A 24,501-nucleotide genomic window follows, 5' to 3' on the forward strand; every position below is an offset into this window, starting at 1 on the left:
AACTCAATTCTATCACTATAACTTTCCGCATTTCACTTTTTTGTAGTAACTTTGTTTAATCAATTACATAAGTACATACTATAAAAGACCAATTTATGGGAAACAATCAACCTTCGGCAAGAAAAAAAACTTATTATATATCCCTGGCTATTCTAGCCGGTATGTTTTTTATATTCGGATTCGTATCATGGGTCAATTCCATACTGATTCCATACTTCCGTATTTCTTGCGAGCTTACCCATTTTGAATCCTATTTTGTAGCCTTTGCTTTCTATATAGCATACTTTGTCATGGCCATTCCTTCGGGCATTCTATTAAAGAAAGTAGGATTTAAAAAAGGAATCATGTATGGCTTTATGCTGACTGCTTTGGGAGCTTTTATCTTTGTCCCGGCGGCTTTGGCACGTCAATTTGAGATATTTCTCATCGGCTTGTTTTCTATTGGCACCGGCCTGGCTATTTTGCAGACAGCCGCCAATCCCTATGTCACCATTATCGGTCCGATAGATAGTGCAGCACGACGTATCAGCATCATGGGAATCTGCAATAAAGTGGCAGGAATTATCTCCCCGCTCATATTCGCTGCCCTTATTCTGAAAGCAAACGACAGTGAACTCTTTGCATTGATTGAATCCGGTGCGCTGGACGAAGCAACAAAGAACGCCATGCTCAATGAATTGATACAACGTGTCATTATCCCATACAGCATTCTAGGCATTATCTTACTGTTGACAGGTATCGGCATCCGCTACTCCGTATTACCGGAAATAAATACTGACGAGCAGAATGCCACTGATGAACAGGACAATAAACATACTGGCAAAAAAAGCATTCTCGACTTTCCATACCTTATATTAGGTGCATTGGCCATTTTCTTTCATGTAGGCACACAGGTTATAGCCATTGACACTATAATCAATTACGCCAACTCTATGGGAATGGATTTGCTGGAAGCAAAAGTATTCCCTTCTTACACACTGGGATGCACAATGATAGGATATATACTTGGTATCATCCTTATCCCCAAATACATTTCTCAGAAAAATGCACTAATAGGGTGTACATTACTAGGTTTGGCTCTCTCATTCGGAGTGGTATGGGCAGACTTTGATATGACATTGTTCGGTCATCAAGCCAATGCCTCCATCTTCTTCCTGAATGCTTTAGGTTTTCCCAACGCTCTTATCTATGCAGGAATATGGCCTCTTTCCATTCATGGATTAGGCAAATTCACCAAAACCGGTTCCTCTCTGCTGATTATGGGATTATGCGGCAATGCCATCTTACCTTTGGTATATGGTCACTTTGCCGATCAGTACAGTTTGCGTATCGGTTACTGGGTACTTATTCCTTGTTTTATCTATCTGGTGTTCTTTGCCATCAAAGGGCATAAAATCAATTCCTGGAGATAGGATTAAACGTAAGACATTAAAAATAAAAAAAATGGAAAGACTAATTATTATCAATGGGAAGCTAATACTCCCTACCGGCATTGAAACCAATAAAACAATGGTTTGCCGGAATGGTAAGATAGAACATATTGTATCGTCCGAAGCATATATTCCTCAAGCTGACGACCGGATCATAGATGCCAACCAACAATATGTCTCCCCAGGATTTATCGATATACATATTCACGGTGGCGGAGGTCACGACTTTATGGATGGAACCGTAGAAGCTTTTCTGGGAGTAGCAGAAACTCATGCCAAATATGGAACAACAGCCATGGTACCTACGACACTGACCAGCACAAACGAAGAGCTAATGACTACCTTTGCCGTTTATCAAAAAGCCAAAAGCCTTAATAAAAAAGGGGCCCAATTTATCGGGCTGCATCTGGAAGGTCCTTATTTCTCACCTAAGCAGTGCGGAGCACAAGACCCCAACCATTTGAAAACGCCCCGGCCGGATGAATATAACGCAATACTGGAAGCCTCACAAGATATTGTACGATGGAGCATTGCGCCGGAACTGGCAGGAGCAGTCGAACTGGGGGAAAAGCTCAAAAGTTGTCACATCCTCCCATCTATCGCACATACCGATGCCATTTATGAAGAAGTGGTAAAAGCATACGAAGCAGGATATACCCATATCACTCATTTATATTCAGCTATGTCAACCATCACCCGTAGAAATGCCTATCGCTATGCAGGTGTAGTAGAGGCAGCCTATCTGATTGATGATATGACAGTAGAAATCATTGCGGACGGCATTCATCTGCCCAAACCTTTACTACAATTTGTATATAAGTTCAAGGGGGCCGATAAAACAGCACTTTGCACAGATGCCATGCGAGGTGCGGGAATGCCGGACGGTGAATCCATATTGGGCAGCCTGACCAACGGTCAGAAAGTTATTATTGAAGATGGAGTAGCCAAGCTTCCCGACCGTTCGGCATTCGCCGGAAGCGTAGCTACCGCCGATCGTTTGGTAAGAACCATGATAAATATAGCCGGCATACCCCTAATCGATGCTATCCGAATGATAACCCTTACCCCCGCCCGCATTCTGCATGTGGATGCTCAGAAGGGTTCTCTGGAGGAAGGTAAAGATGCCGACATCGTCATTTTCGACAATCAAATTAACATAACAACAACTATATCAGAAGGCCATGTTATCTACAATCAATGAAACATACCTGTTTCAACAAGATCTATTAACAGTCAAAATGTTCCCTTCTATCCAACAGATGGGAAAATGTGCTGCAACAGAAGTTACTAACAAAATATGCGAACTTCTAAAAGAAAAGGCTGAAATCAATATGATTTTTGCAGCAGCCCCTTCACAAAATGAATTTTTAAGTCATCTGATTCACAGTAAACAGATTGACTGGACCAGAATCAACGCTTTCCACATGGATGAATATATCGGTATTCATGCGGAAGCTCCACAGAGTTTCGGAAATTTTCTCCGGCAGCGTATCTTCGACAAAGTCCCGTTCAAGACTGTAAACTACTTGAACGGACAAGCAGAAAACCTTGAAGAAGAATGCAAACGTTATTCCGAATTGCTGCTTCGCCATCCAGTCGATATTGTCTGTCTGGGAATTGGAGAAAACGGTCATATTGCATTCAATGATCCGGATGTAGCCAATTTCAATGACTCCCAATTAGTTAAAGTAGTAGAACTCGACCCGATATGTCGCCAGCAACAAGTGAATGAAAAATGCTTTGAGACATTCGACCTTGTCCCTGCCAAAGCACTGACTCTTACCATTCCAGCCTTATTAAAAGCAGACTGGATGTTCTGCATTGTACCTTTTAAAAATAAAGCCAATGCAGTATATAATACCCTTTATGGAGAAATTTCCGAAAAATGTCCGGCCAGTATATTACGCAAAAAAGAAAATTCTTGTTTATATTTGGATCCTGAAAGTGCAGAACGAATAAACTTATAAATACATATGAAAAATATCTTATTTATCCTCCTTGCTTTCTTGTCTGTCAGCTTCAGACTGTATGCACAGGATGTAATTAAAATAGGAATTATCGGACTCGATACTTCCCATTCTACAGCTTTCACCGAGCTACTGAACGGAGACTCTGACGATAAGTTTGTCAAGGAGTTCGAAGTCGTAGCAGCTTACCCTTATGGTTCAAAGACTATCCAGTCCAGTTACGAACGAATTCCCGGATATATAGAAGAGGTCAAGAAACATGGTGTGGAGATTACATCTTCCATAGCAGAATTGCTTGACAAGGTAGATTGTGTCATGCTTGAAACAAACGATGGTAGAATCCACCTTGAACAAGCTATGGAAGTATTCAAATCCGAGAAAATATGCTATATCGACAAGCCTATTGGAGCGACATTGGGACAAGCTATTGCCATTTACGAAATGGCGGAGAAATACAAGGTTCCTATCTTTTCTTCTTCTGCACTCAGATATTCTCCACAAAACCAAAAACTGAGAAACGAAGAGTTTGGTAAAATTCTGGGAGCGGACTGTTACTCTCCGCACAAGGTAGAACCGACTCATCCCGACTTCGGTTTTTATGGCATTCACGGAGTAGAAACACTATATACTCTTATGGGAACGGGTTGCGAGTCAGTCAACCGTATGTCTTCCAAAGATGCTGATGTAGTGGTAGGTCGTTGGAAAGACGGACGGATAGGCACTTTCAGAGGAATCAAAGAAGGTCCGGCCATTTATGGCGGCACAGCTTACACTCCAAAAGGTGCAATCGCAGCGGGAGGATATGAAGGTTACAAAGTATTACTCGATCAAATACTCACTTTTTTCAAGACCGGAGTTGCTCCGATCTCCAAAGAAGAAACAATTGAGATATTCACTTTTATGAAAGCTTCCAATATGAGCAAAGAACAGAATGGAAGAATAGTCAGCATGGAAGAAGCATACCGAGAAGGGCTGAAAGATGCACAGAAGCTAATTAAAACCTACAAATAAAGATAGCACATGAGGTACACATACAGACACATCGGGATTCTGACCATCTCATTAATAGTTGCTTCCTGTTCTTTTTCCAAAAAGCAGGCAAACAACAACCATGACAAAGATATGAACCCAAACGTAAAATTAGTGGTCCTCGACCCAGGACATTTTCATGCCAGTCTGTTGCAAAAGAATCCGCTGGCCTCAGTGAACGACACAATTCGGGTATATGCTCCCGAAGGAGCGGAAGTCAAACAATATCTGAACGACATAAATAGTTATAATCAACGGGCGGAGAATCCCACATCCTGGAAAGAAGAAATATATATTGGGGGCGATTATCTTTCCAGGATGCTTTCCGACCGTCAAGGAGATGTAGTCGTGCTTGCCGGAAACAACCAGAAAAAAACAAACTATATTCTGGAAGCTATCAAAGCAGGATACAATGTGCTTTCCGACAAGCCTCTGGCCATTAACAAGAAGGATTTCGGCTTATTGATTCAAGCATATCAATTGGCACAGGAAAGGAATTTGCTCCTTTACGACTTGATGACTGAACGATATGACATCCTGAATATCATCGAAAAAGCATTGCTGAACAATCCGGATCTTTTTGGTGAATTGCAAAAAGGGTCTTTGAATGATCCGTCTGTTTCTATGGAAAGTGTTCATCATTTCTTTAAGAATGTATCAGGCAAGCCACTGATTCGTCCGGTATGGTATTATGACACAGAACAACAAGGAGAAGGCATTGCGGATGTAACCACTCACCTTATCGATTTGGTCAACTGGCAATGTTTCCCCAACGAAACCATCCGTTATCAGTCAGATGTAGAAGTATTGGAAGCCAGACACTGGCCTACCCGCATTACATTACCTGAATTTTCGCAGTCGACGCAGGCTGACACCTTCCCCGCCTTCTTAAACAAATATATCAAGAATAATGTGCTGGAGGTTTTAGCGAATGGTAGCCTAAATTACACCGTAAAGGGGATTCATATAGGCATGAAGGTTATCTGGAATTACACACCTCCAAGTGATGGCGGCGACACTTTTACCTCCCTTAAGAAAGGAAGTAAGGCTACATTGAAAACAATTCAGGACAAAGAAAGTGGTTTTGTGAAACAACTCTACATCCAAAGAGCCGCAGGCTCTGATCACTCTGAATTTGAGAGCCAGTTGCAAAAGGCAATCAAACAACTGCAAGCGACCTATCCGTTCCTATCCGTCAAAAAAATGAATGAAGGACTTTATCTGATTGATATTCCACAGGCGGACAGACTGGGACATGAAGCTCACTTCAGTAAAGTAGCAGAAGCATTCCTTGGCTATTTGCATGATAAAAATATGCCGGAATGGGAAAACGAGAATACAATATCTAAATATTATATCACCACTACAGCTGTAGAGCTGGCAAAGAAAGAGAAATAAGAAAGGCCGCAGACACGTGTTAAGAAGTGAAATAAAATATTATGCAGATGAATCCATGTTTCATGGATTCATTCCTCATGTTATGGGGACACGTCTTGATATCCTGATGATTCACTCCAACCTTCCCCTACTAAACATGCTTTGGGCACATATTACCGACGAGTTAGAAAGGTTGGATAAGATGTTGAATCGATTTGATGCCACAAGTGAAGTATCAAAGCTAAACAGCCATACACAACAAGATTCAGTTTCTGTCAGTGCGGAATTGGAAGATATCCTACGGTCATGCCAATATTATTATGAAAAGACTCTTCATCTTTTCGACATCACATTAAACGATTTCTCACAAATACAAATTCACGGCAATCACCATATCTCTTTTAGCAACTTTTCCGTAACACTTGATTTTGGAGGTTTCGCGAAGGGATACGCCTTAAAAAAGATTCAAGAAATCCTCTTGCGGGGAAATATAGAGAATGCTTTCGTCGATTTTGGCAACAGTTCGATTATGGGAATAGGACACCATCCTTATGGAGACTGCTGGAAAGTCAGTTTGCAGAATCCTTACACTCAACAAACTCTTGACGAATTCTGCCTTACTGACAATACGTTGTCCACTTCCGGGAATACGGAACAGTACACCGGACATATTATAAATCCGCTTACAGGAATCTACAACGAACAAAAAAAAGTTACGAGTATCTTATCAGACAATCCGCTGGATGCAGAAATACTCAGTACAGTCTGGATGATTGCCGACGACCAACAACGGGAACAGATCAACGAGAACTTCAAACATATAAAAGGAACTATATATACTCTATAAAATATGAGAAACAAAATAGAAAAAGGAGTCGATTTGAATCTCAGACAATTCATCAAAAGTCTGGGATATATCGCAGGAGGAACTGCACTGCTGGCAAGCACACCCTGGCTGTCTTCCTGCACACCCGAAAAACTTAAAGAAATCCGCAACGAGAAAGCCCGGATCGCTTTGATCGGTACTGGTTCCAGGGGACAGTATCATATCCACAATCTAAAAGAGATTCCCCATGCCCGGATTGTTGCCGTTTGTGACAATTATGCTCCTAACCTCCAACAAGCAGTAGAGTTATGTCCGGGTGCCAAAGCATACACTGACTACCGGAAGCTTTTGGAATCGGCAGATATTGACGGCGTAATTATCTCTACTCCGTTGAACTGGCATGCTCCCATTGTACTGGATGCCCTGGCAGCCGGCAAACACGTATTCTGTGAAAAAGCCATGGCACGGACTTTAGACGAATGCAAAGCTATATATGATGCCTATCAAACGACCAACCAGGTTCTCTACTTCTGTATGCAGCGCATGTATGACGAGAAGTATATCAAAGGAATGCAAATGATTCATTCCGGACTCATCGGAGATGTGGTAGGAATGCGCTGCCATTGGTTCAGAAATGCAGACTGGCGCCGTCCCGTCCCCTCACCGGAACTGGAACATCAAATCAACTGGCGATTGTACAAAGAAAGCTCAGGCGGATTAATGACCGAACTGGCCTGTCACCAACTGGAAGTATGCAACTGGGCAGCTAAAAGAATGCCGGTAAGCATCATCGGTATGGGAGACATCGTCTACTGGAAAGACGGTCGCGAAGTATACGATAGCGTAAATGTGACTTACCGATACTCCGACGGAACCAAGATTGCCTACGAATCGTTGATTTCCAATAAGTTCAACGGTATGGAAGACCAGATCCTCGGGCACAAAGGTACTATGGAAATGGCAAAAGGTATCTATTATCTGGAAGAGGACCATTCAACATCGGGCATCCGGCAACTTATCGGACAGGTTAAGGATAAAGTATTCGCTGCTATCCCGACAGCCGGACCCAGTTGGAGACCGGAAACAAAAATGGAATACACGCCACATTTTGTTATTGAAGGAGACATTAACGTCAACAACGGGCTGAGCATGATCGGAGCCGACAAAGATGGTTCCGATATCATTCTCTCTTCTTTCTGCCAATCATGTATCACTGGAGAAAAAGCACAAAATGTGGTAGAAGAAGCCTATTGCTCCACCGTACTTTGCCTGCTTGGCAATCAAGCAATGGAGGAAGAGCGACATATCCTTTTCCCCGACGAATATAAAATACCATATATGAAATTTTAAATTATGAAAGATATCATCATCACCTCCCAAAAAATTAAAAGGGAAAGAAACATTTATCTGATATGCTTTCTTCTCTCTTTTGCAATCAATATTATTGCAATCCTTGTCTATACACGTCCGTGGATTGAAATATTCACTCAACTGGGGTATGTGCTCGTTATCAGTTTTTTCATCTATTTCATACTATGGATTCCGCGTATACTCATTATCGGGTTACGTCATCTCCTTCGAAAAAAGAAGTAACAGCTTTACGTTTTTTGAAGATTGATTGACGGAAAAGAAGTCTGATATCAGTTAATAACGGCTTAACTTTGAGGAAAAATAAACACTATGACAACAAGAAGAGATTTTATCAAAAAAACAGTTGCAGGCACGGCCGCCCTTTCCTTGGGAAGCATTATTCCCGGCTTCGGTTCAAATAGTTATCAGGAAATCCTGGGTGCGAACGAAAAAATACGAATCGGAGTCATTGGTGTAAACTCCAGAGGTAATGCCTTGGCACAAGGATTTGCCAAGATGAAAGGTTGTGAAGTTACTTACCTTTGTGATGTTGATTCAAGAGCACTTGAAAGATGTCAGGCAGATATTCATAAAATAAGCGGACGCACTCCTAAAGGAGAAAAAGATATCCGCAAAATGCTGGAATCGGATGATTTTGAGGCAGTAGTCATTGCCACGCCTGACCACTGGCATGCCAAAGCAGCCATTATGGCTATGCAAGCAGGAAAGCATGTTTATCTGGAGAAACCGACCAGCCACAATCCGGCAGAGAATGAAATGTTAGTCAGGGCGACGCTTAAATATAACCGGATTGTCCAAGTCGGCAACCAGCGCCGTTCGTGGCCGAACGTTATCAAAGCAATAGAAGAGATTAAGTCTGGGGCAATCGGGAAAGTGAGATATGCCAAGTCCTGGTATGTCAACAACCGTCCTTCCATAGGCACAGGAAAAGTGGTTCCTGTACCCGACTATCTGGACTGGGATTTATGGCAAGGTCCTGCACCACGGGTACCCAATTTTAAAGACAATTATATTCATTATAACTGGCACTGGTTCTGGAACTGGGGTACCGGTGAAGCATTGAATAACGGAACTCATTTCGTTGATATCCTCCGTTGGGGGCTGGGCGTTGATTATCCGACAAAGGTAGATTCTGTCGGAGGACGTTATCGCTTTCAGGACGACTGGCAAACTCCGGATACACAACTCATCACTTTCCAGTTCGGCGACGAAGCATCCTGCTCTTGGGAAGGGCGTAGTTGCAACAGCACACCGGTAGACGGATACGGAGTAGGTACCGCTTTCTACGGAGAAACAGGCACCCTTTTCATCAGTGGAGGCAATGAGTACAAAATAACAGACTTACAAGGGAAAGTAATCAAAGATGTAAAAAGTAACTTGAAGTTTGAAACTGGTAATTTGCTAAATCCATCGGAAAAGCTGGATGCTTATCACTTCGAAAACTGGTTTGACGCCATCCGCAAAGGTGGTAAGCTGAATTCCGGCATTGTAGATGCCTGCATCAGTACTCAGTTAGTACAGTTAGGCAATATCGCGCAGCGTGTAGGTCATTCTTTAGATATTGATCCGGGAAGCGGACGTATTCTGAATGATCTGGAAGCTAACAAGCTCTGGGGCAGAGAATACGAAAAAGGTTGGGAAATACGGGTATAACCCCGCCCTTCTCTTCCTCGTTTTTTCATTAGGTTATAGTTTTGTTGGAGGGTATGTCAAAAGTAACTAAACTCCCCTCCTTCGGGAAGGAAGGGTGGCTGAAAGCCGGGGTGGTAGGTGTACTGTACAATTGAATATCAATAGTTTATGTATTCACCTACCACCTCCCCCTACGGGGACTCCTCCTTCCTGAAGGAGGAGAATTTTGTTACTATTGACTCTGACACACGCTCCTTCTTTGTATCATAAAGCGAACAGAGTTTATGTTATCATATTTCACCATATAAGCACATCCGTGGCAGAGATACTGCAACACCCCGACCAAGCTCCCATGAAAAACTTCAACCTTTTATTTATAAACCAGACAAACGTTTCTAATAAATTCCTGCATCGTTTATTATAAACGTCCCCCCAGTTTATTATAAACTCAAATTCCCCTTTTCAAAGATTAATCTTTAATTTTATGCAACAAAAAAGGCTGCAAACCCGCTAAGAGTTCGCAGCCCATCAATGATAAATGAGTCTCACAGAGTCTGTTTTTTCAGACTTCCGTTCTTTATATTGTCAGTATATCATACCAAATTAAAGGCATATACTTCCTATCAGATGCAGCAAAAAACAATTCTTTTTTCATTGGTTCAGGTTTTAATTAAAGCTGGATAGCCGACTACAAATATACAACATAAAAAGGGCTTTGTCAAGTCTTCGGGAAGTTTACACAAGAAAACAAAGGATTACTGAAGCTGTCAGCATCATAAAAAACGTGAGTTCTTTTCGTCCTCATATTGAATTTATTTCGTATTTTTGCGTGCACATCCTCCTTTTTTGATGGATAGAAGAAAATTTGTTGTTAAAGCAAAGCGAAGATTGATATATGAGTGACGAAATCAACGAGATAACGGAAGGACATTCAGACTACAAACCGGCGGACGCGCGGGACGAAAACGTAAAGCATCAGTTAACAGGCATGTACCAGAATTGGTTTCTGGACTATGCTTCTTATGTGATTCTGGAACGTGCCGTTCCCCACATCAATGACGGTTTGAAGCCTGTACAACGACGTATTCTACATTCCATGAAACGTCTGGACGACGGGCGGTATAACAAAGTGGCAAATATTGTGGGACACACCATGCAGTTCCATCCGCACGGTGATGCTTCTATCGGCGATGCACTGGTACAGCTGGGGCAGAAAGACCTGCTGATAGACTGTCAGGGTAACTGGGGTAATATACTCACCGGTGACGGTGCGGCAGCTCCCCGTTATATCGAGGCACGCCTTTCCAAGTTTGCGCTGGATATCGTATTCAATCCAAAGACGACCGAATGGAAGCTGTCTTACGACGGCAGAAACAAGGAACCGGTCACCCTCCCCGTGAAGTTCCCGCTATTGCTGGCACAGGGAGTGGAAGGTATCGCCGTCGGACTTTCATCCAAGATATTACCTCACAACTTCAATGAACTTTGCGACGCCTCCATCAGCTATCTGCGTGGAGAATCGTTTCAGCTATATCCCGACTTCCAGACAGGCGGTTCCATCGACGTAGCCAAATACAATGACGGAGAACGCGGCGGAGCGGTAAAAGTACGCGCCAAGATCAACAAGCTGGACAACAAGACACTCGCCATCACGGAGATTCCGTATGGTAAGACCACCTCTACCGTCATCGACTCCATCCTGAAAGCTGTTGACAAAGGAAAAATCAAGATACGCAAAGTAGACGACAACACAGCCGCCAACGTAGAGATACTGGTACACCTGGCACCCGGAACTTCATCGGACAAAACGATCGACGCGCTGTACGCCTTTACCGACTGCGAGGTAAGCATCTCACCCAACTGCTGTGTGATTGATGACAGCAAGCCTCACTTCCTCACCGTCAGCAAGGTACTGAAAAAGTCGGCAGACAACACACTGGGACTGCTGAAACAGGAACTGGAAATCAAGAAAGGGGAAATACTGGAATCACTCCATTTCGCTTCCCTCGAAAAGATATTTATCGAAGAACGCATCTATAAGGACAAAGAGTTCGAGCAATCCAAAGACATGGACGCCGCGTGCGCACATATCGACGACCGCCTGACTCCTTTCTACCCGAGCTTTATCCGTGAAGTGACCAAAGAGGATATTCTCAAACTGATGGAAATCAAGATGGGACGCATCCTGAAGTTCAACACCGACAAAGCTGATGAACTGATCGCCCGTATGAAAGAAGAGATTGCCGAAATCGACGATCACCTCGCTCACATCGTAGACTATACCGTAAACTGGTATCAGATGCTGAAAAACAAATACGGAAAGAACTTCCCGCGCCGTACCGAACTGCGCAACTTCGACACCATCGAAGCCGCCAAAGTGGTAGAGGCCAACGAGAAACTCTACATCAACCGCGATGAAGGATTTATCGGAACAGCACTGAAGAAGGACGAATTCGTAGCCAACTGTTCGGATATCGATGACGTGATCGTCTTCTTCCGGGATGGTAAATATATCGTCACTCCGGTAGCCGACAAGAAGTTTGTGGGCAAAAACATACTTTACGTCAATGTCTTCAAGAAGAATGACAAACGCACCATCTACAATATCACTTACCGGGACGGCAAAGAAGGAACGACGTATATCAAACGTTTTGCCGTGACAGGTGTGGTTCGCGACCGTGAATACGATGTCACGCAAGGAACACCGGACTCACGCATCACTTATTTCAGCGCCAACCCGAACGGAGAGGCCGAAATCATCAAAGTGACATTAAAGCCGAACCCGCGTGTAAGACGCATCATCTTCGAACGTGATTTCAGTGAAATCAGCATCAAGGGACGTCAGGCACAGGGAGTGATCCTCACCCGACTGCCAGTGCATAAGATTACCTTGAAACAGAAAGGAGGCTCTACCCTCGGAGGACGAAAAGTTTGGTTTGACCGCGATATCCTGCGACTCAACTACGACGGACGGGGTGAATATCTGGGAGAATTCCAAAGCGACGACACCATTCTGGTAGTGCTCAACAATGGCGAGTTCTACACCACTAATTTCGATTTGAGCAACCACTACGAAGATAATGTCAGCATCGTCGAGAAGTTCGACCCGAACAAGATATGGACTGCCGCGCTTTATGACGCCGACCAACAGAACTATCCGTATCTGAAACGTTTCTGTTTTGAAGGCTCCAACCGCAAGCAGAACTATCTGGGAGACAACAAGAATACCCGTCTGATCCTGCTGACTGATGAGTACTATCCTCGTCTGGAAGTCATATTCGGTGGGCACGACAGTTTCCGTGAAGCGATGGTGATTGACGCGGAAGAATTTATCGCAGTCAAAGGCTTCAAGGCAAAAGGAAAGCGTATCACTACCTATACGGTGGATACCATCAACGAGCTTGAACCGACCCGTTTCCCGGAACCGACTAACGAACAACCGGAACAACCGGAAGAAGAACCGGAAAATCTGGACCCGGACAGCGATAAGAGCGAAGGGGACATCATCGATGAGATTACGGGACAGATGAAGCTGTTTTAGCTAATGTATACATGCGGTAAAAAATACCCAATGTGCCAATGAAGAAAAACTTATTATACTTAGGGCTGACAGGATACCTCCTGTTCGCCCTCTGCACAAGATTACAGGCGCAGACCGACAGTCTGCAAGCACATCGCTACGTAACACGTGCCACCATGTACGGAGTCGGATTTACCAATGTGTTCGACACCTATCTTTCGCCTCAGGAATATAAAGGAATAGATTTCCGTATTTCCCGCGAGACGATCCGGATGACAAAGTTGTTCGACGGGAATGTTTCTGTGCAGAACTTCTTTCAGGCAGACGTCGGCTATACACACAACCGCGCAGACAACAACAATACCTTCTCCGGACTCGTCAACTGGAACTATGGCCTCCATTACCAGTTCCGCCTCACCGAGAACTTCAAGTTACTGGCAGGAGGACTGTTTGACGTCAACGGAGGATTTGTCTACAATCTCCGCAATTCGAACAATCCGGCTTCTGCCCGGGCATACGTCAATCTGGACGCTTCGGGAATGGCTATCTGGCATTTGAAAATCAAGCGCTATCCGATGGTACTCCGCTATCAGGTCAACGTGCCGATGATCGGACTTATGTTCTCACCGCACTACGGACAGTCTTATTACGAAATCTTCTCACTGGGCAACTCCAGCGGAGTTATCCAATTTACCTCTCTCCACAATCAACCGTCTCTCCGTCAGATGCTTTCTGTCGATCTGCCGATAGGATATACCAAGATGCGTTTCAGTTATCTGGCAGACTTGCAACAATCCAATGTTAACGGAATCAAGACACATACCTACTCTCATGTATTTATGGTAGGATTTGTGAAAGACCTGTATCGGGTTTCCAACAAAAAAGGAGCGAATCTGCCTCCGTCGGTGAGGGCGTACTAGGAGAAGTGGAGAGTGGAGAATTTATGGACAAGAACTGAAAGATTAAGAATGAGAAATAGAATTATACAACTACTTTTACTGCTCTGCTGCCTCCCGATACAGACGGGGTGCATCGGAGAAGATGATTACGCTGATGATCCCGTAGGAAACTTCGAGCAACTATGGAAGATCATTGACGAACGGTATTGCTTTCTGGACTCGAAAGGTATTGACTGGGATGCGGTTCATGAGAAATACAGCAAACTGATTGTACCGGGTATGTCCAATGACGACCTTTTCGATAAACTCTGCGAGATGCTCTATATCCTGAAAGACGGTCATGTCAATCTTTCATCTGCCAAGCGTGTCTCTTATTACGACGCATGGTATCAGGGGTATCCGTGGAATTATCGGGAGGATATTCTTTACCAGTATTACCTGGGCAGTGCCAGCAAGGACTACTATACATCGGCGGGGATGAAGTACAAAATATTCGACAATAATATCGGATATATCCGCTACGAAAGTTTCAGTTCCGGGGTCGGCGATGGCAATCTGGATGAAATCCTTGTCTATCTGGCAACCTGCAACGGACTGATTATCGATGTACGCGACAACGGAGGAGGTAATCTGACTAATTCTTCCCGCATTGCCGCCCGATTTACCAATAGTAAAATCCTGACCGGATTCATACAGCATAAAACGGGAACAGGACATAGTGACTTTTCCCAACCGGAACCGATCTACCTGGAACCTTCCAACAGCATCCGCTGGCAGAAGAAAGTCGTTATACTGACCAACCGCCGTTGCTACAGTGCAACCAATGATTTCGTCAATCTGATGCGCAGCATAGACAATGGCAAGATCATCCAGGTCGGTGACCAGACAGGTGGCGGTTCGGGACTTCCTTTCACATCGGAACTGCCGAACGGATGGAGCATCCGCTTCTCCGCCAGTCCTCATTTCGACAAAAATATGCAGCCGCTGGAAGAAGGTATTTTGCCTGATATAGCTATCGATATGACTGAGGATGACCAATCTAAACATAGGGACACACTGATTGAAAAGGCTTTTGAAATCTTAAGTGAGTAACTTTGTTGCCTAATTATTTGTCAAATCAGAAAATCTTCCTATCTTTGCACCGCTAAACAAAAAGCGACGCATGCGGATGTGGCGTAATTGGTAGCCGCGCCAGACTTAGGATCTGGTGCCGTGAGGCGTGTAGGTTCGAGTCCTATCATCCGCACACATTTATATAAACTAGAAAGCCTTCAAGAAATATCTTGGGGGCTTTTTAATTGATTACATATATGAAGAAACATCAACTTTGCTGCATCGGCCATATCACTTTGGATAAGGTAGTCACTCCTCAAAGCACAGTCTATATGCCTGGAGGCACAGCTTTCTATTGTTCACACGCTATCCGCCATTTCAATGACATAGATTATGCATTAGTGACAGCAGTCGGCGCTACGGAAATGAAAGTAGTAGACCAGCTGCGCGGGATAGGCATCAGCGTAACCGCATTACCCAGCCAGCACTCTGTATACTTCGAGAACATCTATGGAGAAAATCCGGATGACCGTACACAACGTGTGTTGGCTAAAGCCGATCCTTTCACCGCTTCCCAGCTTCAGGAGATAGAGGCGGAAATTTATCATCTTGGTTCGCTGTTAGCAGATGATTTTTCTTTAGAAGTGATTAAGGAGTTATCCCGGAAAGGATTGATAGCTGTCGATTCGCAAGGATACCTGCGTGAAGTACGTGATACGCACGTATACCCGGTAGACTGGACTGACAAGCGGGAAGCTCTGCAATATATTCATTTCCTTAAAGTAAATGAGCACGAAATGGAAGTGCTCACAGGACTTTCCGATCCGCATGAGGCCGCACGTAAACTGCACGAATGGGGAGTGAAAGAAGTATTAGTCACTTTAGGAAGTATGGGGTCTCTCATTTACGACGGTACGGATTTTTATCGCATTCCGGCTTATAAACCCGGACAAGTAGTAGATGCAACCGGCTGTGGAGATACTTATACTATCGGATATTTGTATCAACGGGTATCGGGTGCGAGCATCGAAGAAGCAGGTCGGTTTGCTGCCGCCATGTCTACGCTGAAGATCGAGAAATCCGGTCCTTTCTGTGGAAATAAGGAAGATGTTATTCGATGTATGGAGACTGCGGAGCAGATGTACTAAAAGAGAGCCATACAGGCGTTAATATCAATAAGCAGAGCGCTGTTTTATCTTGAAAAAGGATGAAACAGCGCTCTGTTTATTAACTACTTTTTTCTCCTGTTCTTAATAAGTTGCCCTAGAAAAACACCACTCATTGTGAAAATCATTGCAATGGAAGCCGAGAACCAACGACTACTTTCCGTACATAAAAGAATGGTAAAGAGTCCCAATAATAGAACAAAGAATAATGCCAATTTAATATTACCTTTCATGTATCTTCGAACGTTTAAATTTAACAATCAGGAAATAGACACTTTGAAAGAAGACGCCAATAAATATCATTTTCAGACCATCAACATCAAACATACGTTCACACAGAACTCCGACAATCTTTAAAGCACAAAGTACTGCAATGATTAATGTGAAAGCATATTGTAAGGCAGCATTTCTTATCTTTAAATATTCAGCACTTGTTTCTTTACAGCACCAAGGAAAAAGATACACCAAATTAAAGCCAACAAAAATAGATACCAAAGTATCATATTCAAAGGGTACTACGAATATCTCATATATTCCCCAAAGAATAAGCAGTATAATAATCATCACATCTGGCCTATTTTTTTTCATGAATTTCATTGTTCTATTTTTATTTATTATTCAGACTGTTCGTATACCTTTCAGCTAAACCAAGCTTTACCTCAAAAGTAATAAATATCTTTCAAGGTTCACTCTATCCAGCTAATCTTTTGACCTAAGATGTTCAATAGCAGAAAACTAGTCCTAACTGAAAATCAAGACGTCTCATATAGAGTCTATCCAATTTGTTTGGACGTAGTGTTTCCTTTTTCTCATCGGCTGTCATTTCAATCTTCTTAAAGTCTCCACTTAAAACAGAAAAGCCTCCGTTTACCGCAAGGTGGTCTGTCAATTTATATTCTACCAGAAAGTCCATATTCCCGGCCAATGCACCGGAAGTACATTTAAATTCACTATTACTTCGACCTTCATCCCGATAATGTAGATATCCGGCTCCCAATACGCAACTAATTAAAGTTCTTTCGGTTATTGGAATTTTGAATCCAAGTTGCGGTCCTAAATACCAAAGTTCTACATTGTCAGCTACATTCGTTTCATCATCAAGTGTATAATTGGCAGAAGTACCGGAGAGATTAAACTTTAATCCGGCAACCCAAAATTTATCAATTCGATAGAGTGTCTTCACATTACACGTCAAGCCTCCATTATATTCCCCACGATAATTAACACCAAAAGGTGACAAGTTTGACTTACCGAACAATACACCTTTTCCACCATCTACCGAAATAAACAGTTTATCTCCGGAAAAACTCTGTGCAAATCCTACTGTAACAGAAAACACAAATAGGAAAAATAAAATAAGTTTTCTCATAATACTATATTTGAAAAGTCGTATGAATTGAAATATTCTAATTATCAATTCATACGACTAATTATTTTATGTTTTTTCTCTAGTGATATAGATATACAATATAGAACCTAAAGCTAGAACTAGATTCATCAGTAAAATATATGTCACTTTATTGGGGTTATTATCAAAAAAGAAATAAATGCATAATGAAATTATGATAGATAATAAAAACAGTCCTGATAGAACCCATAATTTGTCAGTACTAGCATGAAATCGTTTTCTTTTCTTAATAAGTTGTCCTATGCAAACTCCCGTTGATGTACAAATCATTGCAATAGAAGCAGAAAACCAAATACTATTTTCTGTACATAAAAGAATGGAGAACAGACCTAATATTAAAATATAAAACAATGCTAATTTGATATTATTTCTCATTTACTGTACATATTAAATAATTATCAACGCAGGGGCAATAGTTTACCTATTGTGTCTCTCGCTATACTATCATCATCTCTTTCCATCGGCTTAAATTCTATTGTATCTATTTGTATTTCCGTTGGAGGGCGAGAGACTACACGGGAGCTACATAGCCAAGTTTGTAACACACACCAACCAACCGCCACAACAAATCCCGCACCAGCCGTAACCATTCCAAAAGCGGTTGACCATAAAGCACCAGCCAAGCCAAGAGATACATTGCACCCCCAATTTCCACCACGGGCTGTCAGATCGTCAAGTCCATCATATATTTCAAGAACATTACATGTATTATTTCTTTTATTAACCATTGCTTTAAAAATAGGAATATTGTTACTATCATAACATGTGAACATAGTTTCTTCAAGTGCATCTTCAGCATTTTGTGCACATTCAATTATAAGACAGTTTTCAATAACACCATTCTCTTTATAAAATGCCATTATATTATTAGCATCCATTTTACTTCGTACAACTATCATTTCCTCCCCAAAGGTTTGGATTTGTGGACGCAAAATTTCTTGCATACCTAAATCGTAATTCATTTCAGCATTATTAAAAGTAGTTCTTGTTTTTACCGAATTATTCAAGTAATCCAGTAGTTGTTGTTTCAATTCTAAACTACTCACTTTTTCAAAAGTCTTATTCTCAATAACATTCTGTTCTTCTGAAAGAGTATTTTGCTCATCCGAACATGATAAGCAGCAAATACAACATAATAAAAACATAAAAAAAATTGCTTTCATAACCGATTGAATTTAAAGGTTGATAAATACGTTACAACAATAATAAATAACAGATCCCAAAGGAAATTACCTCCTTCCTCTAACTTAATATTTTACAATTAGAAATATCGACTATACAGAAAAGGAACACAAAAAGTTACTTCTTGTCACTAAGACTAAAAGTACATTTATCCATTACCTTATTCAGTTCAGTTTCACTGTACAGTAAATGTACCTTCCAACAAACAATCATTCAAAATTATATGAATAGTATATTCTCCTTTTTCACAAGAAGACATATCAATCATGACAATGCTAGTGTTGTGATAAGTTTTGGAATGTACAATTTCACCTGTAGCTTTATTCGTTACAGTAATGATAGCATAATCTTTTGCTCTACCGAAGCTTACATTAAGAATATTAGAGAGAATAGCACATTTCTCATAAGTAGGTTGAATAGGTATTCCCATAGGATTAGAGCGGCTATCTTTTAGTAAATGAATATCATTTGAATTTGCCCATCCTTCAATCGCAAATAAGCAACAAAGTAATAATAATAGTTTTGCTTTCATAATACTTATTTTTATTGGTTATGATACAAATGTAAGGGATAAGATTTAAATAAATTCAGATGCCTGGTCACAATAAAGTTACAAGATAACTATGGATCTCGACTGCAAGTTACAGAAAAGTTACAGGAATGTCACAATCCAACATAAACACCTATGAGACAAGATATTGGCGTATAGTCATCCATTCAAAGAATTCTTCTCCTAACTTAATCTTCATGCGACTTTTCCGACTTTTAAATGCTCCTTCAGAAGCACGTGTACATAATAAGATTGTTTCTTTGGAGCAACCCAATAAGAAAAATACGCAATGGAGCAAGTCTTCTTTAGTTAAATCAGCATATTGAATTTTCAATTTAAGCATAATGTCGCCAAAAGTTTCATAAATGCTTTCACAAATCATCTGTCCTTCATGAATACTCAAAGAGGTAGCAACGCCCATCTTTTTCTCCAAAGAAAGAAGTTTCTCATGGGTTTCTGTCCTTCGAAACAACTGAAGACAAAGTTCTAAACTCGGCTCCAACATCCTCATAAAATCAGATTCAGCATTACCCTGATCCTCAAAGTCCCCAGATAGAATATCTGTACGACTCTTCATTAATTGATTTTGTAACTCAAGATACTTCTTTTTTCGACGTTTATCAATCCAAAGAGAAATCGCTCCTCCAATAATAAATAACAGCAAAAGTGATAAGACCTCAATTTTATATCTTCCCGCAATTTTTTGCTGATAAAATTCGATTTCATATTGATCAGCCAAACGAGTTATCTCAGCTGCCTTTGTTGTATCATAAATTGAATCTAGATAATAAATAAAAGAATCAGCTGCCGCTATAGCTGCTGGATAATTTTTCTCTTCTTTCTCCAATTTATATAATTCTCCATAACTTCCTCCACGGTTAAATATATAAGGAGAAGATTTACTCAAATTCAAATAATACCGTGCAGAGTCCATTTGATGGATATTACGTAAGATACAACCTTTTCGAAGATATTCAGAAAATAAATTAGTACCAGTTGGTGCAGAAGATATAGATGCAGAAAGATATTGGTTAGCCTTTTGAAATTCCCCTTTTTCATTATGCAAAATTCCCAATTCACTCAATATTATAGATTTATAATAATCTTCCCCTATATTCTCTGCAACATCCAATGCTTTTTGATAATAGACCAAAGCACTATCCAATTGATGTTGAAGCATAAAAACATACCCTATCCCTCTAACAGCATAAAATAGACCATCATCTTTCTTTTGCTTAATATAAATTTCATGCGCTTTATGATGGGCGTGCATAGCATCCTTATAAAGATTTTGTTCCGCATAACATCCCGCCAGATTCTCATAAATGGCCCCCAAATAAAGATACTCGCTCTCTTTAGGAATTACCTTTAATGCTTGCAAGAAATCTTTTACCGCCAAATCCATACACCGCATGTCTCGATACACACAACCCCGATAATAATAGGCTTGCATCTTACGCTCATTATTCCAACTTCTTTTATAATAATCTACTGCAAACCGAATCAATGAATCACTTGACTCATGAACATACAACTTAGTCCTTGCCCGTGTCAAAAATATAGCATAATCAGCTCTTTCAGAGCCGGATAACTTTTCAGGATGAGAAATGGATTCGAGGAGAGACAGGGCACTATCGGGGAACTCTTGCATCAGTGAGTCTGCCTGATGTAAAAGAGTAGTTGCATTACCTCCATCATGACAAGCAGAGAGAGACAAAATCAGGAACAACCCTATAATATAAGAAAGAAGTAGCTTCATAGTTCGTTTCGTTTTACAAATGTAAATAGAATAAAACAAACAAGCAACAAAAAGACAAATAATTTTTTCACACATCATAATTACAATGTTAAAATTGCCCTTTCTCTCTCTTTCCCTAATCTTTTTTGCCTTTCATTTGTTCACTTTGTTACTTTCGCCGGAAGACGGCAGAATAAACTTCAACCTAAATAGTAACGAATGGAAAAATTTAATGCAATGAGGACTAGACTTTTACAAGATCTTCAGAAGAAAACCATCAGGTTTAAGAGCATAGTGGCGCTCACTTGCTTGTTGCTGACCTCCGTATCCGCCTTTGCACAGACAAAGACAGTGACCGGTACGGTAACAGATGCCGCCAATGAACCGCTGATCGGTGCATCGGTGCTCGTACAAGGAACTTCCACCGGAACCATCACCGATATGGACGGTAAGTATTCAATCTCTGTCACACCAGAAAACGTACTGGTATTCTCCTATGTAGGAATGACTACACAGAGCGTCAAAGTAGGAGCACAGAATGTGATCAACGTCACCCTGAAAGAAGATTCGCAGGTACTAGCCGAGACTGTCGTTATCGGATACGGTAGCGCGAAGAAAAGAGACTTGACAGGTTCTATCACCAACGTCAAAGGAGAAGAAATTGCCAACAAACCTGCAACGAACCCATTATCTTCCCTACAAGGAAAAGTGGCAGGTGTACAAATCGTAAACTCCGGACGTGCCGGTGCCGATCCCGAAATCCGTATCCGTGGTACAAACTCCATCAATGGCTACAAACCATTGTACGTGGTAGACGGACTATTCAATGACAACATCAACTTCCTTAATCCGGAGGACATCGAATCTATGGAGATCCTGAAAGACCCGTCATCACTGGCTATCTTCGGTGTTCGCGGTGCAAATGGTGTCATCATCATCACCACCAAGAAAGCCAAAGAAGGACAGACACTGGTTAACATTAATACCTCTTTCGGTTTCAAGAAAGTAGTAGATAAGGTTGATTTGGTCAACGGTCCGCAATTTCAGGAGCTATACAGCGAACAGCTTGCCAATCAGAAGGACACTCCGTTCGACTTCAGCGGCTGGAACGCGAACACCAACTGGCAGGATGAGATTTTCCAGACTGCATTCATCACCAACAATAATATCAGTATTACCGGAGCTTCGCCGAAACATAGTTTCTACCTAGGCGTAGGTTACTCTCACGAACAGGGAAACATCAAGCATGAGAAGTTCAGCAAAGTGACTATCAATGCAAGTAATGACTACAAGATCACGGACTTTCTGAAAGTCGGCTTCCAGTTCAACGGAGCACGCACGCTTCCGGCAGACTCCAAGCAGGTACTCGGCGCTCTTCGTGCTGCCCCTATCGCACCGGTATACAATAAGGAATATGGCCTGTACAGCGTTCTGCCCGAATTTCAGAAAGCACAGATCAACAATCCGATGGTGGACGTCGATCTGAAAGCCAATACGACCAAAGCCGAAAACTACCGGGCATCGGGTAATATCTATGGCGAAGTGGACTTCCTGAAACATTTCAACTTCAAAGCGATGTTCGCTATGGACTATGCTTCCAACAACGGACGTACTTATCTGCCTATCATGAAGGTGTATGACGATACTGCCGCAGGAGATGTAGTTACATTGGGAACCGGCAAGACAGAAGTCAGCCAGTTCAAGGAAAATGAAACAAAAGTGCAGAGTGACTATCTATTGACTTACACCAATAGTTTTGATCACGGCAATCATAACCTGACCGCTACAGCCGGCTTCACGACGTATTACAATTCACTGAGCCGACTGGACGGAGCACGTAAACAAGGTGTCGGTCTGGTGATTCCTGACGATCCGGACAAGTGGTTTGTCAGCATCGGTGATGCCGCAACAGCTACCAACGGAAGTACCCAATGGGAACGGACTACGGTATCCATGCTGGCACGTGTGATCTACAACTACAAAGGAAAATACCTGTTCAACGGCTCGTTCCGTCGCGATGGTTCTTCCGCCTTCTCGTACACCGGCAATGAGTGGCAGAACTTCTTCTCACTAGGCGGCGGTTGGTTGATGACCGAAGAAGAGTTCATGAAGGATATCAAATGGCTCGATATGTTGAAGATCAAGGCATCTTACGGTACATTAGGCAATCAGAATCTGGACAGGGCCTATCCCTCCGAACCGCTGTTGTCAAATGCTTACTCGGCTGTTTTCGGCAAGCCGTCCATTATCTATCCCGGTTACCAGCTCTCCTATCTGCCCAACCCCAATCTGCGTTGGGAAAAAGTAGAAGCTTGGGAAGCAGGTTTCGAAACGAACGTGCTGCGCAACCGTCTGCACTTCGAAGGAGTATATTATAAGAAAAGGACCAAAGACCTGCTTGCCGAAGTGCCCGGTATCTCCGGAACAGTACCCGGTATCGGCAACTTGGGAGAGATTGAAAACATGGGTGTTGAAATGGCAGCCAGCTGGCGTGACCAGATCGGCGACTGGGGATATTCTGTCAGCGCCAACCTGACCACCATCAAGAATAAGGTGAAGAGCCTCGTTCAGGATGGATACTCCATCATCGCGGGAGACAAACAGCAGAGCTACACGATGGCGGGCTATCCTATCGGTTTCTTCTACGGTTACAAGGTGGCAGGCGTATACCAGTCGCAAGCCGACATCGATGCATCGCCCGAAAATACCCTTGCCACAGTCACTCCCGGTGACCTGAAATTCGCCGACGTGAACAAAGACGGCAAGATTACTCCGGAAGACCGTACAATGATAGGTAACCCGACACCGGATTTCACCTATGGTCTTTCTCTAGGAGTAAACTACAAGAACTGGTCATTGGGCATCGATATGATGGGACAGCACGGTAACGAAATTTTCCGTACCTGGGACAATTATAACTTTGCACAGTTCAACTATCTGTCACAGCGTATGGACCGCTGGCACGGAGAAGGCACCTCCAACAGCCAGCCGTTGCTGAACTCCAAACATTCTATCAACAACCTGAATTCGGAGTATTACATCGAAGACGGCAGCTTCTTCCGTATCCGTAACGTGCAACTTGCTTACTCGTTCGACAAGGCCCTCCTTGCCAAAATACGCTTGCAGGCACTGAAAGTCTATGTCAACATACAGAACCTGAAGACATGGAAGCACAACACCGGCTACACACCGGAACTGGGAGGTAGCGCCACCACCTTCGGAGTAGACGACGGCAGCTACCCCGTACCTGCTGTCTATACCTTCGGCATCAACCTGACCTTCTAGTGGCGTGGCAAGGTGCCACACCCAAGTTTCCATGCGGGTGGCACACCCAGGTTTCCATGCGGAATATA

At 42.5% G+C, this 24,501-nt stretch carries 19 protein-coding genes and 1 tRNA gene; 15 read left to right on the plus strand and 5 right to left on the minus strand.

All coding sequences use genetic code 11. The features are described from left to right. Positions 1–95: 95 nt before the first annotated feature. The 14 genes from KTR07_RS20905 to KTR07_RS20965 all read left to right on the plus strand — a co-directional run bounded on the left by KTR07_RS20905 (position 96) and on the right by KTR07_RS20965 (position 16,252). Positions 96–1,412 (plus strand): sugar MFS transporter, encoded by a 1,317-nt coding sequence (locus tag KTR07_RS20905; RefSeq protein ID WP_062695798.1) that lies wholly within the window; start codon positions 96–98, stop codon positions 1,410–1,412. Positions 1,413–1,443: 31 nt separating this feature from the next. Further along, the gene (nagA, locus tag KTR07_RS20910; protein ID WP_103877998.1) at positions 1,444–2,631 is read left to right on the plus strand and encodes an N-acetylglucosamine-6-phosphate deacetylase; all 1,188 of its coding nucleotides are present in this window, start codon (positions 1,444–1,446) and stop codon (positions 2,629–2,631) included. Next, on the plus strand, positions 2,612–3,397 hold the full coding sequence (locus tag KTR07_RS20915; protein ID WP_103877999.1) for a glucosamine-6-phosphate deaminase: 786 nt from the start codon (positions 2,612–2,614) through the stop codon (positions 3,395–3,397). Before nagA ends, KTR07_RS20915 begins: the two co-directional genes overlap by 20 nt. 6 nt (positions 3,398–3,403) lie before the next feature. Further along, complete coding sequence (locus tag KTR07_RS20920; protein ID WP_103878000.1) at positions 3,404–4,408, plus strand: Gfo/Idh/MocA family protein; 1,005 nt, start codon at positions 3,404–3,406, stop codon at positions 4,406–4,408. A gap of 9 nt (positions 4,409–4,417) precedes the next feature. After that, the gene (locus KTR07_RS20925; RefSeq protein ID WP_117981108.1) at positions 4,418–5,824 is read left to right on the plus strand and encodes a putative oxidoreductase C-terminal domain-containing protein; all 1,407 of its coding nucleotides are present in this window, start codon (positions 4,418–4,420) and stop codon (positions 5,822–5,824) included. Positions 5,825–5,879: 55 nt separating this feature from the next. Further along, on the plus strand, positions 5,880–6,650 hold the full coding sequence (locus tag KTR07_RS20930) for an FAD:protein FMN transferase (RefSeq protein ID WP_008767111.1): 771 nt from the start codon (positions 5,880–5,882) through the stop codon (positions 6,648–6,650). 3 nt (positions 6,651–6,653) lie between these two features. Beyond that, entirely contained in the window at positions 6,654–7,979 is a 1,326-nt protein-coding gene (locus KTR07_RS20935; protein WP_008767112.1) for a Gfo/Idh/MocA family protein, read from the plus strand. A gap of 3 nt (positions 7,980–7,982) precedes the next feature. Beyond that, positions 7,983–8,222, plus strand: coding sequence for a hypothetical protein (locus KTR07_RS28820; RefSeq protein WP_008767113.1), 240 nt, complete (start codon positions 7,983–7,985; stop codon positions 8,220–8,222). A gap of 87 nt (positions 8,223–8,309) precedes the next feature. Beyond that, positions 8,310–9,653, plus strand: a complete 1,344-nt coding sequence (locus tag KTR07_RS20940; RefSeq protein WP_008767114.1) for a Gfo/Idh/MocA family protein — start codon at positions 8,310–8,312, stop codon at positions 9,651–9,653. 874 nt (positions 9,654–10,527) lie between these two features. Then, positions 10,528–13,173, plus strand: coding sequence for a DNA gyrase/topoisomerase IV subunit A (locus KTR07_RS20945; protein WP_008767115.1), 2,646 nt, complete (start codon positions 10,528–10,530; stop codon positions 13,171–13,173). Between the two features lie 38 nt (positions 13,174–13,211). Next, entirely contained in the window at positions 13,212–14,072 is an 861-nt protein-coding gene (locus KTR07_RS20950) for a DUF3316 domain-containing protein (protein WP_008762529.1), read from the plus strand. A gap of 48 nt (positions 14,073–14,120) precedes the next feature. Then, the gene (locus tag KTR07_RS20955) at positions 14,121–15,143 is read left to right on the plus strand and encodes a S41 family peptidase (protein WP_217315498.1); all 1,023 of its coding nucleotides are present in this window, start codon (positions 14,121–14,123) and stop codon (positions 15,141–15,143) included. Between the two features lie 72 nt (positions 15,144–15,215). Then, positions 15,216–15,297, plus strand: a tRNA-Leu gene (locus tag KTR07_RS20960). A gap of 64 nt (positions 15,298–15,361) precedes the next feature. Continuing rightward, the gene (locus tag KTR07_RS20965; protein ID WP_008762527.1) at positions 15,362–16,252 is read left to right on the plus strand and encodes a PfkB family carbohydrate kinase; all 891 of its coding nucleotides are present in this window, start codon (positions 15,362–15,364) and stop codon (positions 16,250–16,252) included. 240 nt (positions 16,253–16,492) lie between these two features. On the opposite strand, the gene KTR07_RS20970 is transcribed toward KTR07_RS20965, so the two are convergent. The 5 genes from KTR07_RS20970 to KTR07_RS20990 all read right to left on the minus strand — a co-directional run bounded on the left by KTR07_RS20970 (position 16,493) and on the right by KTR07_RS20990 (position 21,169). After that, positions 16,493–16,867, minus strand: coding sequence for a hypothetical protein (locus tag KTR07_RS20970; RefSeq protein WP_008767119.1), 375 nt, complete (start codon positions 16,865–16,867; stop codon positions 16,493–16,495). 124 nt (positions 16,868–16,991) lie between these two features. Next, positions 16,992–17,639: a hypothetical protein gene (locus KTR07_RS20975; RefSeq protein WP_008767120.1), complete on the minus strand. Its 648-nt coding sequence runs from the start codon at positions 17,637–17,639 to the stop codon at positions 16,992–16,994. Between the two features lie 437 nt (positions 17,640–18,076). Then, positions 18,077–18,841, minus strand: a complete 765-nt coding sequence (locus tag KTR07_RS20980) for a hypothetical protein (RefSeq protein WP_008762523.1) — start codon at positions 18,839–18,841, stop codon at positions 18,077–18,079. 194 nt (positions 18,842–19,035) lie between these two features. Next, positions 19,036–19,392, minus strand: coding sequence for a DUF3244 domain-containing protein (locus KTR07_RS20985; protein ID WP_008762522.1), 357 nt, complete (start codon positions 19,390–19,392; stop codon positions 19,036–19,038). 151 nt (positions 19,393–19,543) lie between these two features. After that, on the minus strand, positions 19,544–21,169 hold the full coding sequence (locus tag KTR07_RS20990; RefSeq protein ID WP_022472115.1) for a tetratricopeptide repeat protein: 1,626 nt from the start codon (positions 21,167–21,169) through the stop codon (positions 19,544–19,546). Between the two features lie 198 nt (positions 21,170–21,367). Between KTR07_RS20990 and KTR07_RS20995 the strand changes: the two genes are divergently transcribed. After that, on the plus strand, positions 21,368–24,433 hold the full coding sequence (locus KTR07_RS20995) for a TonB-dependent receptor (RefSeq protein ID WP_117981109.1): 3,066 nt from the start codon (positions 21,368–21,370) through the stop codon (positions 24,431–24,433). Positions 24,434–24,501: the final 68 nt, after the last annotated feature.

It is taken from the genome of Bacteroides sp. MSK.20.82 (genome assembly GCF_019052485.1).
In the GTDB taxonomy this organism is placed as follows: Bacteria; Bacteroidota; Bacteroidia; order Bacteroidales; family Bacteroidaceae; genus Bacteroides; species Bacteroides thetaiotaomicron.

Coding starts and splice junctions, on each gene's coding strand:
- KTR07_RS20905 (WP_062695798.1), top strand. CDS start 96: ATGGGAAACAATCAACCTTCGGCAAGAAAAAAAACTTATTATATATCC.
- nagA (WP_103877998.1), top strand. CDS start 1,444: ATGGAAAGACTAATTATTATCAATGGGAAGCTAATACTCCCTACCGGC.
- KTR07_RS20915 (WP_103877999.1), top strand. CDS start 2,612: ATGTTATCTACAATCAATGAAACATACCTGTTTCAACAAGATCTATTA.
- KTR07_RS20920 (WP_103878000.1), top strand. CDS start 3,404: ATGAAAAATATCTTATTTATCCTCCTTGCTTTCTTGTCTGTCAGCTTC.
- KTR07_RS20925 (WP_117981108.1), top strand. CDS start 4,418: ATGAGGTACACATACAGACACATCGGGATTCTGACCATCTCATTAATA.
- KTR07_RS20930 (WP_008767111.1), top strand. CDS start 5,880: ATGTTTCATGGATTCATTCCTCATGTTATGGGGACACGTCTTGATATC.
- KTR07_RS20935 (WP_008767112.1), top strand. CDS start 6,654: ATGAGAAACAAAATAGAAAAAGGAGTCGATTTGAATCTCAGACAATTC.
- KTR07_RS28820 (WP_008767113.1), top strand. CDS start 7,983: ATGAAAGATATCATCATCACCTCCCAAAAAATTAAAAGGGAAAGAAAC.
- KTR07_RS20940 (WP_008767114.1), top strand. CDS start 8,310: ATGACAACAAGAAGAGATTTTATCAAAAAAACAGTTGCAGGCACGGCC.
- KTR07_RS20945 (WP_008767115.1), top strand. CDS start 10,528: ATGAGTGACGAAATCAACGAGATAACGGAAGGACATTCAGACTACAAA.
- KTR07_RS20950 (WP_008762529.1), top strand. CDS start 13,212: ATGAAGAAAAACTTATTATACTTAGGGCTGACAGGATACCTCCTGTTC.
- KTR07_RS20955 (WP_217315498.1), top strand. CDS start 14,121: ATGAGAAATAGAATTATACAACTACTTTTACTGCTCTGCTGCCTCCCG.
- KTR07_RS20965 (WP_008762527.1), top strand. CDS start 15,362: ATGAAGAAACATCAACTTTGCTGCATCGGCCATATCACTTTGGATAAG.
- KTR07_RS20970 (WP_008767119.1), bottom strand. CDS start 16,867: ATGAAATTCATGAAAAAAAATAGGCCAGATGTGATGATTATTATACTG.
- KTR07_RS20975 (WP_008767120.1), bottom strand. CDS start 17,639: ATGAGAAAACTTATTTTATTTTTCCTATTTGTGTTTTCTGTTACAGTA.
- KTR07_RS20980 (WP_008762523.1), bottom strand. CDS start 18,841: ATGAAAGCAATTTTTTTTATGTTTTTATTATGTTGTATTTGCTGCTTA.
- KTR07_RS20985 (WP_008762522.1), bottom strand. CDS start 19,392: ATGAAAGCAAAACTATTATTATTACTTTGTTGCTTATTTGCGATTGAA.
- KTR07_RS20990 (WP_022472115.1), bottom strand. CDS start 21,169: ATGAAGCTACTTCTTTCTTATATTATAGGGTTGTTCCTGATTTTGTCT.
- KTR07_RS20995 (WP_117981109.1), top strand. CDS start 21,368: ATGGAAAAATTTAATGCAATGAGGACTAGACTTTTACAAGATCTTCAG.